Here is a 13,696-nt window from a genome sequence, read left to right on the forward strand (position 1 = left end):
TCACTCGCCGGGACGGTCGGCCTTGTCGACCCCGTCCCAGACGTTCGAGTACCAGGGGCGGTCGGAGCCGGCGTGGCCGGTCCGGTGCGGCTGCGAGGGCTGGGCCCCGGGGTCGCTCATGATGTAGCCGATCTCCCCCGGGCGCAGGAAGTGCAGGTGCTTGCGCGCCTGCTGCTCCGCGTAGGCGTCGTCCTGCCAGCGGGCCTTCTCGTCGCGGAGCCGCTCCAGGCGGTCCCGCGCGGCCGCGGCGGCCCGCTGCTGCTTCGCGATCTCCGAGCGCTGGGAGACGTACTGGCGCATCGGATACGCGAGGGCGACGACCAGCGTACAGAGGACGAGCACCAGGAGCGCGGCGCGGCCGGTGAGCCGGCTGCGGCGGACCTGGCGCCGCGACTGCGACCGGTAGACGTGGGCGGCGGTCCGCTCGCCGAGCTGCTTGAGCCTCGTCGCGGTGGAGAAGGTGGAGAACCGATCCCGGTTCCCGGCCATGTCCGCCTCCCCTAGGTACGCACTACGCAATACGTCCCCGCACACGGTACGGGACCGAGTGCGGGGACGTACGGAGGCCAGCCCCTCAGGGGGGTGATTAGCCCTTGAAGCGCGGGAAGGCGCTGCGGCCCGCGTACACCGCGGCGTCGTCGAGGATCTCCTCGATGCGCAGCAGCTGGTTGTACTTGGCGACGCGGTCCGAGCGGGCCGGGGCGCCGGTCTTGATCTGACCGCAGTTCACGGCGACGGCGAGGTCGGCGATGGTGACGTCCTCGGTCTCACCGGAGCGGTGGGACATCATGCACTTGAAGCCGTTGCGCTGGGCCATCTCGACGGCGTCCAGGGTCTCGGTCAGCGAACCGATCTGGTTCACCTTCACGAGCAGGGCGTTCGCGGAGCCCTCCTCGATACCGCGGGCCAGACGCTCCGGGTTCGTGACGAACAGGTCGTCACCGACGATCTGGACCTTGGCGCCGAGGCGGTCGGTGATGGTCTTCCAGCCGTCCCAGTCGTCCTCGAACAGCGGGTCCTCGATGGAGACCAGCGGGTACGCCTCGACGAGCTCGGCGTAGTAGTCGGTCATCTCGGCGGCCGAGCGGGACTTGCCCTCGAACTCGTACTGGCCGTCCTTGTAGAACTCGGACGCGGCGACGTCGAGCGCGAGCGCGATGTCCTTGCCCGGGGTGTAGCCGGCCTGCTTGATGGCCTCGATGATGAGGTCGAGCGCGGCGCGGTTGGACTCCAGGTTCGGGGCGAAGCCGCCCTCGTCGCCCAGGCCGGTGGAGAGGCCCTTGGTGTGCAGGACCTTCTTGAGGGTGTGGTAGACCTCGGCACCCCAACGCAGCGCCTCGGAGAAGGACTCCGCGCCGATGGGGGCGATCATGAACTCCTGGATGTCCACGTTGGAGTCGGCGTGCGACCCACCGTTGAGGATGTTCATCATCGGAACGGGCAGCAGGTGCGCGTTCGGACCGCCGAGGTAGCGGAAGAGCGGGAGGTCCGAGGCCTCGGACGCGGCGTGCGCGACGGCCAGGGACACGCCGAGGATGGCGTTGGCGCCGAGCGAGCCCTTGTTGTCGGTGGCGTCCAGGTCGAACATGGCCTGGTCGATCAGACGCTGCTCGGTGGCGTCGTAGCCGACGAGCTCCGGGCCGATCTGCTCGATGACGGCGAGGACGGCCTTCTCGACACCCTTGCCGAAGTAACGGTTGGGGTCACCGTCACGGAGCTCGATGGCCTCGAATGCACCGGTGGAGGCGCCGGACGGAACTGCAGCACGGCCGGTGCTGCCATCGTCGAGGCCCACCTCGACCTCGACCGTGGGGTTGCCTCGGGAGTCCAGGATTTCCCGGGCTACGACGACGTCGATGGACGGCACGAGCATCTCCTTCTGGGATGTGACGCTGAGTGTGCGGTGGCGTGTCAGGCCGTGGGATGGCCTTGCCGCCTAGAGCCTAACCGGCTCCGGGCACTGGGCCGCCCGACCGCCCGGACCCTGGGACGAAAAACCGACCGAATACCCCTCTTCTGGGACATATTCAGCTTGATCATCGCCACTCGGAGGCCACACGCAGCACCGCCCGGCGCGTGGGACACGCGCCGGGCGGTGGAAATCCTGCACGGGGTCAGCTGACGCCGTGTACATGTTTCCGCGGCTTTGCCGCGGTGTTCAGCTGAGCTTCAGCTTCTGACCCGGGAAGATCAGGTCGGCGTCCGAGACGATGTCCTTGTTCAGCTCGAAGAGCTGCTGCCAGCCGCCCTTGACGCCGTTGGCCTCGGCGATGGTGCCCAGGGTGTCGCCCGGCTTGACCTCGTACGAGCCGTTGCCGGTCTTCGGCGCGACCGGGGCCTCGGCGCGCTCGGAGCGGGTGGTCGGAGCCTCGGCGCGCTTGGTCTCCTTCTTCGGCGCGGCCTTGGTCTCGACCTTCTTGGTCTCGGTCTTCTTCGTCTCGGCCTTCGGCTGCGGCTTGGACTGCGGCTTCGACGAAGCCGGGGTCTCGGAGCCGCCACCGGTGTAGGCGGAGTTCGACAGGCCCTTGCCGCAGGACGGCCAGGCGCCCTTGCCCTGGCTCTTGAGGACCTTCTCGGCGATGGCTATCTGCTGCGACTTGGAGGCCTGGTTGGCCTGCGGGGCGTACGACTTGCCACCGAACCCGGCCCACGTGGAGGGCGAGAACTGCAGACCGCCGTAGTAGCCGTTGCCCGTGTTGATGGCCCAGTTGCCACCCGACTCGCACTGCGCGACCTTGTCCCACTCGGACGTGGTGGCGGCGCTGGCGGTGCCTGCGGCCATCAGGGGGGCGGCCACGGCCACACCGGCGACACCGGCGAGCGTGACGATCCGGACAGACCGCTCGATTGCAGTACCGCGACGGTGCTTGCCCTTGCCGGAAAGCAGCATGGAGTTTCTCCTCACCGACGCCTACGAGGTGAGCTGTCGGGTTCGGGCGAGTGAGTTGCCCGGCCGTGCGACCTAGCGCACGTCTTAACCCCTAGCCGGTGGCGTGACCGTCTCTCAACGGCCGCTCCCGGCACCTACCTTGGTTCCCCCGCTCCTGCCTTCGGCGCTTGACGCGACGACTGTTCCCTCCGTCCGCCGGCAGGATTCGGCGATGCGGTCGAAGGAGCTCGCGGTGGCGAGCGATTCAGAAGGTAGACAGGTCTCTCCCCGATGTTCAACGAGGAACATCGGGGAGAAACGGCCCTACTTGCGCCCTCCTCGGGGACATTTGCGCAGGTGAGGACGGGGTTTGCGCAAGCCCCGGGGCGGGACACGCCAGTTGACCGGAAGAGACACATGTCTCACTTACAGAAATCCGACATTCGAGTCTTTCCGGATAACTCAACTGTCCTTATTGCGGGGTTAGATCCAGGTTCTGACCGGGCTTGATGAGGTCGGCGTCCTCGCCGATCACTTGCTCATTGGCCTGGTAGAGCCCGTTCCAGCCCCCCTTTACGCCCTTGGCAACCGCGATGGTCGCCAGGCTGTCGCCCGCCTGGACCGTGTAGGTGGGGTCGGACGCGGCACCGGACGGGGCCGTCGGCTCGGTCTCCGGCGCACCGCGGTGCTTGCCGCTGCCCTCGACAGGAGTGGTCGAGGTGGTCTGCGGAGTCTCGGGGGTCACGGGGGCCGTGGGGTCGACCGGGGGCAGTCCCGGCGTACTGGGCGAGGTGGTGGGCGCGGTCGGGTCCACCGGCGTCGTCGGCGCCGTCGGGGCGACGGGGGTCGGCGTACCGGTCGGACCACCCGGCTGGACCGGCGGCGTCGTCGGGACGTCCGGCGCGGGCATGACGGGCAGTCCGATGGACGGCGCGTCGGGAATCAGGAACGGGGTGCTGGACGGGCTCGGCGCCGGGGCCGGGGTCGGGGACCCGTAGTCCGTGGACGGCTTGCCGCCCCCGGTGGACGGGACGGCGTCGTCCGGGCGGGACGGCGCGGGGGCGACCGGGGCGTGGCTGCCGGGCAGGCCGGGGTCGACCTGCGCGGCGGGGCTCTCCTTGACCAGACCGGCCGAGGCCGCGCAGAGCGGCCAGGCCTGTGGTCCCGTCGAGCCCAGCACCCGCTCGGCCACGGCTATCTGCTGGGAACGGCTCGCCAGGTCGGGGCGCTCGGCGAAGTCGAGACCGCCGGCGCTCTGCCACTCCTCCTGGGTGAACTGGAGTCCGCCGTAGGCGCCGCTGCCGAAGTTCGCGCTCCACGAGCCACCGCTCTCGCACTCGGCGACCTTGTCCCATGTGGACGTGTCGGCGGCGGTGGCGCTTGTGGCGGCCAACAGCGGCATGGCCAGCGCAGAGCCAGTGACTCCGGCTGTGACGACCAGCGCGGGGACCTGGCGGGGGCGTCTGTGACGGCCGTTCCCGGAGAGCATGAGGGATCACCTTTCGCATAACAGCGGGGTAACGGCAGAACCTAGCGGCCTTCGAACGATTGTCACAAGTTCAAGCTGAACCTGACTTTTAATCAACTTTCGCGCAACTGTTTTGAGCCGCGAATCGGACGGGAAGGGTACGCAGCCCGCGCATGATCAACCCCCCTCGCCAGCGCAGGTCTTGGGGTGGAACGGCAAGTTCCATATCGGGCAGACGCGTCAGCAAAGTCGCGAGCGCGGTCTGTCCTTCGAGCCGGGCCAGCGGAGCGCCCAGGCAGTAGTGGATGCCGTGCCCGTATCCGAGGTGCTGGTTGTCGGTCCGGGAGAGGTCGAGGGTGTCCGGGTCCGCGAAGCGCTCCGGATCCCGGTCGGCCGCGGCGAGGACGACGAGAACCGGATCGCCCGCCGCGACGTCCTTGCCTCCGAGGGTCAGCGGCTCGGTGGCGAACCGCCAGGTCGCCAGCTCCACCGGACCGTCGTAACGCAGCAGCTCCTCGACCCCGGTGGCCAGCAGGTCCTCCTCGCCCGCGGCGAGGGAGAGCTGAAGGCGCTCGCGCTGGTCGGGATTCATGAAGAGGGAGTGGACTCCGTTGCCGATGAGGTTCACGGTGGTTTCGAAACCGGCAAAAAGCAGGATGAAGGCCATGGCGGTGGCCTCGCCCTCCGTCAGGTGGTCGCCGTGATCGCTCGCCCGGATCAGATCGGAGATCAGATCGTCGCCCAGATCATCCCTTTTGCGGTGAATGAGTTCACCTAGGTAGGTCCGCATCTGTTTGACCGACCTGGCCACTCCGCCGCGCGGGCCGCCGCCGTGGCGGATCATCATGCCGGCCCAGTCGCGGAAGTCGTCCTGGTCCTCGCGCGGTACCCCGAGCATCTCGCAGATGGCGTAGATGGGGAGCGGGAAGGCGAACTCATGAATGAGATCGGCCTCACCCCTGCCCGCGAAGGCGTCGATCAGATGGTCGGTGAGCGCCTGCACCCGCGGGGCGAACTCGGCGACCCTGCGCGGGGTGAAGGCCTTCGACACCAGCCGCCGCAGCCGGGTGTGGTCCGGCGGGTCGATGTTGAGCAGGTGCGTCATCAGCTCGGCCTTGCGCTCCCCCGGGATCCCGGTCTTGCCCTTGGCGTGCGCGGGCTCCGCGTGGTGCGCCGGATTCTTGCTGAGCCGCTGGTCGGCGAGGGCCTGGCGGGCGTCGGCGTACCGGGTGACGAGCCAGGCCTCGACCCCGCTGGGCAGCTTGGTGCGGTGCACGGGGGAGTGTTCGCGCAGCCAGGCGTACGCCGGGTAGGGATCGGTCGCGAACTCCCAGTCGAAGAGGGTGGGGCCCTCGGCGGAAGAGGCGTCGGCGGGCGTGTCCGCAAGGGGCTCGGCGGGGGTTTCGGCGGGGGTTCCGGAGGTCTGCTCGTGCACCTGATGACCGTATCCCGACACCGAAGCCCCATCCGATATGGGTGATTGGTCGCGGCTGTCCGTAGATCGGCCATCCCTTGACGTGCACTTCTCCGGCATTCCTACTTTCGGTTTTGTGGATGTCAGGATCTTGAAAAGCAGTTTCGCGGTGGTGGAGAGACGCGCCGAGCACGCCGTCAGGTTCTTCTACACCCACCTCTTCTGGCACAACCCCGGAGTCCGCGCCCTCTTCCCGGACTCCCTCCACGACATGGAACGCCAGCGGGACCGGCTCTTCGCCGCGCTCACCCATGTGATCGCCCACCTCGACGACGAGACCCTCGGCCCCTACCTGCGCGACCTGGGACGTGACCACCGCAAGTTCCTGGTCCGCCCCGAGCACTACGCGGCCGTCGGCGCCAGCCTGCTCGCCGCACTCGCGGAGACCTCCGGCCCGGCCTGGACGGCGCCGGTCGAGAAGGCCTGGGCCGAGGCCTACCAGGTGATGGCCGACGCGATGACGGCCGGCGCCGACGCGAGCGAGGACCCGCCCTGGTGGAACGCGGAGGTCATACGTCACCTGCAGTACGGACCGGACATAGGCGTCCTCACGCTGCGGCCGCACGCCCCCTTCCCCTATCTCCCCGGCCAGTACACGAGCGTGAGCAGCGACCGGGTCCCCACGACCTGGCGCACCTACTCCATCGGCAACGCCCCCCGCCCCGACGGCACCGTCGACCTGCACGTCAGCCGGGTCGACCGGGGACGGCTGAGCACCGCCCTGGTCCGCGAGACCCGGCCCGGCGACGTACTGCGGCTCGGCGCCGCCGGCGGGCAGCTGACCTTCCGCCGCGAGGACCGCCCGGTCAGCCTGATCGCCGCCGGCACCGGCTGGGCGCCCATCCGGGCCCTGCTGGAGGATCTCGCGGCGCGCCCCTGCGATCAGGACGTACGGCTCTTCGTGGTGGCCCGGGACGGCGCGCACCTCTACGACCGCCCGCTCATCGACGCGTACGCCGCCAGCTGCGCCTGGCTCGCCGTCACCTACATCACGCCCGCCCCCGGGCGCCACCGCAACCAGGCCACCGACCGGCTGGCGACCGCGCTGGGCAACCGGGGCCTGTGGCCGGACCAGGACGTCTACCTCAGCGGTCCGCCGCAGTTCATCGCCGAGACCGCCCACCTCCTCCAGGAGCTGGGCGCCCGCCCCGGCCGCCTCTTCCACGACGCCGTGCCGGCCGGGGGCCACGGGTACGGGGAGCGCCCGCTCGGATTCGGCGAGTGGTTCCTGGACCCTCCGGCACCCCACTGGCACGACCCGGCGGCCCGCGCGCCGCGGACGTACTGAAGGAGGGTCCGGGGCGCTGCCCGCCCGGGGACCCCTACGCGCCCGGCTCCGCCACGCCCTCGGCCGCCCGGATCGCGTCCCGGTAGGCCCGGGCCGCCGCGCGCAGTGCGGTCTCGGGGTCGATGCCCTCCGCCTCGGCGCGGGCCGCGAGCTCCAGCAGCTCGTACCCGATGCCCTCGCCCCGCGGCAGTTCCACGGCCACGCCGCCCGCCCGGACCCGGCCCGCGAGCTTGGCGGCGAGCGCCAGGCCGGGCTGGCCCACCGGGATCCCGTCGGTGACCGACTCCCGCCGCTTCTCCACCGCCTTGGTGCGCTGCCAGTGCGCGTTGACGTCCTCCGGGGTCTCGGCCTCCGCGTCGCCGAAGACGTGCGGGTGCCGGTGGATGAGCTTGGTGACGAGTGCCCCCGCCACGTCGTCGATGGAGAAGGCCCCGACGGCGTCCTCGCCGTCCTCGCCGTCCTCGCCCTCCTCGCCCTCCTCGCCGTCGCCGCCCGCCTCCTCGGCGATCCGGGCGTGGAAGACCACCTGGAGCAGCACGTCGCCGAGCTCCTCGCGCAGCTCCTCCCGATCACCGTCCTCGATGGCCTCGACCAGCTCGTACGCCTCCTCGATGGCGTACTTGGCCAGGCCCTCGTGGGTCTGCCGGGAGGTCCACGGGCACTCGCGCCGGACCCGGTCCATCACCTGGACCAGGTCGAGCAGGCGCGCGCCCGGCAGGTCGTAGGAGCCCGGGAGCAGTTCCAGGTCGGGCATGGCGACCCGGCCCGAGCCGGCCAGCCGGGCCAGCCCGTCGGTGAGCCGCTGGTCGCCCTCGCCGCCCGGAAGCACCACGACCGTACGGCCGCCCGCGCATGCCTCGACCAGCGCGTGCGCGTCCGGGCTCTCGAACGCGACCTCGATGCCCGCCTCCCGCAGGTACGGGAGCTGCGGGTGGCCGGGGTCGGCGCACAGCACCCGGTCCGCGGCGTGCAGGGTCTGCCACGCCGGCCAGGACAGCACCCCGGGGGCGACCCGGTGGCTGGTGGTCAGCAGGACGATGCGGCCCGTGGGCTCGTCGGCGTCGGGGGTGGCGGTGGGTTCGGAGTGGTCGGTCACCCTCCGAACCTACCTCCGGCGGCCCGGCCCGTGGCCCGGGGGGACCCCGGAGCCTCAGGCTCCGGCCGGCGCCGCCTCGGGCCGCGTGCGCTGGGTGATCCAGGGCGTCTCCCCGGTGCCGAGCTTGATCTCCTTGGCGTCCCAGGCGCCGTAGCGCGGGTTCACCTCGATGTGCAGTGCCTTGACGGCGGCGCGGGCGGGCTCCTCCAGCTTCCCGGCCCCGTACTTGGCGGTGAGCGCGGTGAGGAGCACCCGGTCCCGCAGGAAGCGGTCGACCTGGCCGGGAGCCATGGCCCCCTTCTGCAGGAGCAGTGCCTCGAACTGCTCGTTGCCGCCGTTCTCGTCGACGTACGCCTTGCGTTCGTCCTCGATGTCCTTCTGGGTGGCCGTGAGCCCGGCGGTGTCGGCCATCTTGTCGATGATCCGGCTCTGGAGGAGCGAGTCGAGCTTCTGCCGCTCCAGGTGGGGGGTGCTCGCGATGAGCTCGGCGGCGGCCTGCCCGGAACGGTTCTGCGCCGCGCGGACGTCGTTGACCTGGGCCTGGAGCGCGGAGGTGGTGATCCGTTCGCCGCCCACGACGGCCGCGGTGCCGGGTCGCGGCTCGCCCGAGCAGGCGGACAGCAGGGGCGCCGCGAGGAGCAGGGCGGCGGAGACGGAGAGCGCTGTGCGACGGTGCAAAGGAGCCTCCAGGGCCGGGAGATTGTGCGTCGGTGCACAAAGGGCCGTGCGGTGATCGATGGTATGAGGTCACGGTGATCCGGACCACCGGTTCGACCAACGATTCACGCGCGGACCGAACACGCACCGTTCATAGGCGAGTCGGCGGGCGCCGACGGGTCAGGCGCGCCACCCGTCACCCGTTCTGGGGACCCCGCCCCGCTCACGGCGCCCGGATCGGCCACCGGCAACCCTGAGGCCATCCTTCGGTCACCCGGCCCTGCCAAGGTCGCCCCACCATGTCGACAACGCACCGCTCGCCGCGCCGCCGGAGCCTGCTCGGCTCGGCGCTCGCCGCCCTGCTCACGGCGGTGTCCGTGTGCGCCGGCGACGCCGCCGCCCGGGTGTTCCCCTACGGACCGCGCCACCGCAGCATCAACGACCTCGGCAACCAGTTCGTCCCCTTCCACGCGCAGCTGTGGGACCTCCTGCACGGCCGCGCCGAGGGCGGCCTGCTGTTCAACTGGCGCTCCGGATACGGCATGAGCTTCCTGCCGGACCTGGGCACCTATCTGACCAGCCCGTTCGCCGTCCTCGTCGGCCTCTTCCCGCGCGCGGACATCGACCTCGCCGTGTACGTCGTCACCGTTCTCAAGACCTCGGCCGCCGCGGCCGCGATGGCCTGGCTGCTGCGCACGCAGCGCCGCGGGCCCTGGTGGGCGGCCGGGCTGCTCGGGGCCTCGTACGCACTGTGCGGCTGGTCGGTGATAGAGGCCTCGTACAACCCGATGTGGCTGGACGGGCTGATCGCCTTCCCCCTCTTGTGCCTGACCGGCGAATGGGCCCTGCGCGGACGCCGGCTCCTGCTCGCGCCGCTGGTCGTCGCGGTCTGCTGGACGGCGAACTTCTACACCGCCTACATGGCGACACTGGGAGCGGCACTGGTGCTGCTGGTACGGGTGGTGCTCACCCGGGACGGCGCCCGGGCCCGGCTTCCGGTGATCGCGCGCGGCGCCGGGACGACGCTGCTCGGGATCGTGCTGGCGGCGCCCGTGCTGCTCCCCCTCTTCCTCAGCTCCGGGCGGGCCTACCCGGGGTGGGTCAAGGAGTTCCGGCCGGTGAGCTGGGCCGACCTGTTCGCCCGGCTGCTGCCGGGGACGTACTCCTTCTCCTCCCCCGCGGTCTTCGTGGGCACCGGGACCCTGCTGCTGGTGGCCGCCCTGCCCTTCCACCGGGCGGTCCCGGCGCGCACCCGGCTGTGGTGGGCGGGGCTGACCGTGGCCGTGGCGCTCTCCCTCCAGTGGGCGCCGACCCATCTGGCCTGGCACCTGTTCGCCACCCCGAACGGAAGCCCGTACCGGCAGACCTTCGTGCTGGCCGGGATCGCCGTGATCGCCGCCTGGACCGGGCTGGCCGCGGGCCTGCCGCGGCCGCCGGCGCTGGCCGCGGGTGCGGGCGCCTTGGCGGCCGCCGTGCTGTGGGCGCGGAGCAGCCCGCTGGTGACGGCGGTGGGCTACGCGCTGTTCGCCGGCGGGCTGGTACTCGCGGGTGCGGCCTGGTGGGCACTGCGCCACCGCCGTCTCGCGCGGCCCGCGGCCGCACTGCTCGCGCTGGTCCTGCTGGCACAGGCCGCCGCGACCACCGCCTACGGGCACAAGGGCAAGCTGGGCGGCCTGGACGACTACCCGTCCTGGGGGGCGGCGCACACCGCGCGCGCCCAGGCCCTGGCCGCGGCCGAGGGCTGGCCCGCCTACCGCACCGACCCGAGCCGGCCCGCCCTGACGGGCAACGACCCGCTGCTGCTCGGCGGCGAGGGCGGCGCGTACTACAGCAGCCACACCCCGGATGTGTTCACCCGCACGATGGTCGCGCTCGGGGCGGGCTGGACCTCGCGCGGACGCAACGTCCAGAGCATCGACAACCCGGTGACGGACGCCGTCTTCGCGGTCGGCGCGCGCCTGCAGGGCGACGGCACGGTCCGGCGCGCCCAGGTGCCCCCGCTGGTGACGGTCCGGCCGCCCGGCGCCCCCCTCTCCTACGCCGACGACTCCCCCTTCACCAACCAGGAAGCACTGCTGGGCGCCCGGGTGTACGAGGACCCGCTCGCACCCGGCATCTGCCGCGCGGGCACGGAGGCCTACCTGTGGGCCCCCGAGTACAACGCCACGGCCCGCCTCGCGGACGGCCCCGCCTTCCGGCTGAACGGCAACGCCCCCCGCAACCGGGCCGCCCTCCAGCCGATGGGCGCCTCCCGCGGGGAGTCCTCGGCCCTGGTCTTCGACGCGGCCCCGCCCCCGCGGTGGGCCCTGTCCTGCCTGGACCGGGCTCGGCTCGACGCCGCTGTGGCCGGCCTGCGGGCCACCGCGGCGACCTCGGTGCGGGTCGGCTCCTCCGGGGTCGACGCCACGCTCCCGCCGGGCGCGACCGGCACGGCGGTGCTCTCGGTTCCCGCGATCGCCGGCTGGACCTGCAACGGCCGCCCGGCCGCCGACCACCTGGGCCTGGTGGCGGCCCCGCTCTCCCCCGGCACCACCCGGGTGAGCTGCGAGTTCCGCCCGCCGGGTCTGGTGCCGGGGCTGGCGGCCGCGTCGGGCGCGCTGGGAATCCTGCTGTTCGCGGCCCTGCGGGGCCGCCGCGCCCGCCCGGTCAGCGGACCTGGCTGAGCCAGTGCAGGGTGCGGCGGATCTCGGCCGGGAAGGGATGGGCCGGGCCGTGCAGCCGCTCCGCGTCGAACAGCAGCCGGGCCAGCGTGTCGTGGGCCGCCTGGCGGTCGCCGAGGGAGAGCAGCAGGTGGGCTATCCGGCGGCGGACCTCCAGCGGCAGACCCGGGTCCGGGTTGGCGTAGTGGTTCTCGAAGAACGGGAGCAGCGAGCGGTACTCCGCCAGGGCGGCGGCCGGCTCGCCCAGTTGCTCCAGGCACTGGGCCGAGTCGTAGCGGAAGCGCAGCGACTGGGGGTCCCCGGCCGGGAACTCGTCGGCGAGGCGGCGCAGTTCCGGCAGGGCTCGCCGGTACTGGCCGTCGTCCATCAGCGTGGCGGCGTACTGCTTGCGCAGGGAGCGCACCACCGGGGAGTGCTCACCGTGCTCGGCGGCCGCCGCCGGAAGGATGCCGCCGAGGATGTCCACGGCCTGGGTGAGGCGCCCCTCGTCCAGGGCCTTGCGGGCCTCGTCCACGGCGCCGGGGACGTCGGCCTTGGGCGGCGCGGGCGGGGTGCTCGGCCGCGGGGGGACGACGGTGGCCCGGTCCGGCCAGGGTGCCTGCGGGCGCAGGAAGGGCCGGGTCGGGTCGAGGGGGCCGGACGGGGTGCGGCTGCCGCGGGCGGGCAGCAGCGGGGCCAGGGCCTCGTAGACCTCCTGGGCGGAGGACGGCCGGTCCTGCGGGTCCTTGGCGAGGAGGTGGAGCAGGAGCTTCTCCAGCTCCGGCGGGACCTCCGGGCGTATCTGGCGGACCGGGAGCGGGGGCTCGTACAGGTGGCGGTGCAGGACGCCGAGGGCGGTGGACCCGGCGAAGGGGACGTTGCCGGTGAGGAGTTCGTACAGCAGCACGCCGAGGGCGTACAGGTCGGTGTACGGGCCCACGGCGCCGCCCATGGCCTGCTCGGGCGCCATGTACGCGGGGCTGCCGATGGGCGAGCCGGTGCTGGTGAGGCGGGTGGTGTCGGTGTCCATCACCGAGGCCACGCCGAGGTCCAGGACGAGCACGGTGCCGTCCGGGCGGACCATCACGTTGCGCGGCTTCAGGTCCCGGTGCACGATCGGCACCGCGTGCACGGCGGACAGGACCGAGCACAGCTGCGCGACGACGGCGACCGCCCACTGCCAGGGGTAGGGGTCGTGCTCGGCGAGGTGGTCGGCGAGGTCGGCGCCCTCCACGTAGCCCATGACGAGGAAGAGTTCGTCGCCGTCGCTGCCCGCGTCGTGCACGGTGACCAGGCCGGGGTGGTCGACCTGTGCGGTGACCCGGCACTCGCGCACGAACCGGCGGCGCAGCTCCTCGGCGACCGTGCCGGGGCCCGCGACCTTGTCGGGGCGCAGCAGTTTGACGGCGACGCGGCGGTCGAGGCGCCGGTCGTACGCGGTCCAGACCTGGCCCATGCCGCCCTGGCCGAGGACGGTCGCGAGCTGGTAGCGGTCGCCGATGAGCCGGTCGGTCACTGCTGCGGGTCCTGGTACGGGGTCTGGTGGGGATCGTGGCGGGGGCCCCCGGTCGGCGGGGTCTGCTTGCGCAGCAGCTCACTGAGCTCGTCGAGTTCGGCGCGGACCTGCCCGATGCGCGGGGGCGGCGTCGGCTGCGGCGGCACCTGCGGAGGGGCCGGCGCCGGCGCGGGGGTGGGCGTCGGGGTGGAGGGCCGGGTGGTGGCCGTGGCGGGCGGGTACCCGTAGGCGGGCCCGGACTGCTGCGGGTGGACGTACGGAGCGGACTGCGCCGGGTACCACTGCGCGGTCGGGGCCGACCGCCGGGCCTCGTGGTGCTTGATGTCGGCGACGAGGAAGTACACGCAGATCGCGAAGCCGGTGAAGATCGAGCCGCCGGCTCCCAGGTTGCCCTGCCAGCCGTTGACCTCGGGCGTGGGGTCGGCCTGGATGAGCGCCATCCACACGACGGCGAGCACGCCACTGGTCACCATCAGCGCCCAGTCCCGGGACTTGCGCGTGACCAGGGCGAGCCGCAGCAGCGACCCCCAGGCGAGAAAGCCGCAGCTGAGGATGGGCAGCAGCACGAACACCACGCGCAATGCCATCACACCCCCCGGATCGGACTGGGGGCCGTGCTGCGGCGGAAGGCCGGGGCCGTGCATCGCTGCTCCTGACGGGCCGTGCGGAAGAAGTTTCGGGTCTGAGGG

Annotated in this window: 11 protein-coding genes and 1 riboswitch; of the genes, 2 read left to right on the plus strand and 9 right to left on the minus strand. The window is 72.2% G+C overall.

What is annotated here, in order from left to right; translation table 11 throughout:
* The 5 genes from ACXNSR_RS15795 to ACXNSR_RS15815 form a co-directional block, all read right to left on the minus strand.
* On the minus strand, positions 1 to 489 hold the full coding sequence (locus ACXNSR_RS15795) for an FtsB family cell division protein (protein WP_458642647.1): 489 nt from the start codon (positions 487 to 489) through the stop codon (positions 1 to 3).
* 97 nt (positions 490 to 586) lie between these two features.
* Positions 587 to 1,867 carry a phosphopyruvate hydratase gene (gene eno, locus ACXNSR_RS15800; protein WP_189735525.1) on the minus strand — a complete coding sequence of 427 codons (1,281 nt, stop codon included), beginning with the start codon at positions 1,865 to 1,867 and terminating at the stop codon, positions 587 to 589.
* A gap of 291 nt (positions 1,868 to 2,158) precedes the next feature.
* Positions 2,159 to 2,890, minus strand: a complete 732-nt coding sequence (locus tag ACXNSR_RS15805) for a transglycosylase family protein (RefSeq protein ID WP_458642648.1) — start codon at positions 2,888 to 2,890, stop codon at positions 2,159 to 2,161.
* Positions 2,891 to 2,893: 3 nt separating this feature from the next.
* A riboswitch (cyclic di-AMP (ydaO/yuaA leader) is annotated at positions 2,894 to 3,066 on the minus strand.
* 275 nt (positions 3,067 to 3,341) lie between these two features.
* Positions 3,342 to 4,271, minus strand: a complete 930-nt coding sequence (locus ACXNSR_RS15810; protein ID WP_458643315.1) for a transglycosylase family protein — start codon at positions 4,269 to 4,271, stop codon at positions 3,342 to 3,344.
* 175 nt (positions 4,272 to 4,446) lie between these two features.
* Positions 4,447 to 5,772 carry a cytochrome P450 family protein gene (locus tag ACXNSR_RS15815; RefSeq protein WP_458642649.1) on the minus strand — a complete coding sequence of 442 codons (1,326 nt, stop codon included), beginning with the start codon at positions 5,770 to 5,772 and terminating at the stop codon, positions 4,447 to 4,449.
* A 148-nt stretch (positions 5,773 to 5,920) separates the two neighbouring features.
* Here ACXNSR_RS15815 and ACXNSR_RS15820 point away from each other — a divergent pair, with 148 nt between their 5' ends.
* Entirely contained in the window at positions 5,921 to 7,099 is a 1,179-nt protein-coding gene (locus ACXNSR_RS15820) for a globin domain-containing protein (RefSeq protein ID WP_458642650.1), read from the plus strand.
* Between the two features lie 34 nt (positions 7,100 to 7,133).
* On the opposite strand, the gene ACXNSR_RS15825 is transcribed toward ACXNSR_RS15820, so the two are convergent.
* Together ACXNSR_RS15825 and ACXNSR_RS15830 are read right to left on the minus strand one after the other, a co-directional pair.
* Positions 7,134 to 8,195 (minus strand): nucleoside triphosphate pyrophosphohydrolase, encoded by a 1,062-nt coding sequence (locus tag ACXNSR_RS15825; RefSeq protein WP_458642651.1) that lies wholly within the window; start codon positions 8,193 to 8,195, stop codon positions 7,134 to 7,136.
* A gap of 54 nt (positions 8,196 to 8,249) precedes the next feature.
* Positions 8,250 to 8,873: a SurA N-terminal domain-containing protein gene (locus ACXNSR_RS15830; protein ID WP_458642652.1), complete on the minus strand. Its 624-nt coding sequence runs from the start codon at positions 8,871 to 8,873 to the stop codon at positions 8,250 to 8,252.
* 278 nt (positions 8,874 to 9,151) lie between these two features.
* Here ACXNSR_RS15830 and ACXNSR_RS15835 point away from each other — a divergent pair, with 278 nt between their 5' ends.
* Positions 9,152 to 11,515 carry a YfhO family protein gene (locus ACXNSR_RS15835; RefSeq protein ID WP_458642653.1) on the plus strand — a complete coding sequence of 788 codons (2,364 nt, stop codon included), beginning with the start codon at positions 9,152 to 9,154 and terminating at the stop codon, positions 11,513 to 11,515.
* Here the strand turns inward: ACXNSR_RS15835 and ACXNSR_RS15840 are convergent.
* Positions 11,499 to 13,007 (minus strand): protein kinase domain-containing protein, encoded by a 1,509-nt coding sequence (locus tag ACXNSR_RS15840; RefSeq protein ID WP_458642654.1) that lies wholly within the window; start codon positions 13,005 to 13,007, stop codon positions 11,499 to 11,501. The two genes, ACXNSR_RS15835 and ACXNSR_RS15840, sit on opposite strands and share 17 nt — an antisense overlap.
* Entirely contained in the window at positions 13,004 to 13,594 is a 591-nt protein-coding gene (locus ACXNSR_RS15845; protein WP_458642655.1) for a hypothetical protein, read from the minus strand. The genes ACXNSR_RS15840 and ACXNSR_RS15845 overlap by 4 nt, the downstream gene beginning before the upstream one ends.
* Positions 13,595 to 13,696: the final 102 nt, after the last annotated feature.

Source organism: Streptomyces sp. NC-S4, from assembly GCF_054353315.1.

What these genes read in the sequence shown, in the direction of transcription:
- ACXNSR_RS15795 (WP_458642647.1), bottom strand. Translation starts at nt 489, where the DNA reads ATGGCCGGGAACCGGGATCGGTTCTCCACCTTCTCCACCGCGACGAGG.
- ACXNSR_RS15805 (WP_458642648.1), bottom strand. Translation starts at nt 2,890, where the DNA reads ATGCTGCTTTCCGGCAAGGGCAAGCACCGTCGCGGTACTGCAATCGAG.
- ACXNSR_RS15810 (WP_458643315.1), bottom strand. Translation starts at nt 4,271, where the DNA reads ATGCCGCTGTTGGCCGCCACAAGCGCCACCGCCGCCGACACGTCCACA.
- ACXNSR_RS15835 (WP_458642653.1), top strand. Translation starts at nt 9,152, where the DNA reads ATGTCGACAACGCACCGCTCGCCGCGCCGCCGGAGCCTGCTCGGCTCG.
- ACXNSR_RS15845 (WP_458642655.1), bottom strand. Translation starts at nt 13,594, where the DNA reads ATGGCATTGCGCGTGGTGTTCGTGCTGCTGCCCATCCTCAGCTGCGGC.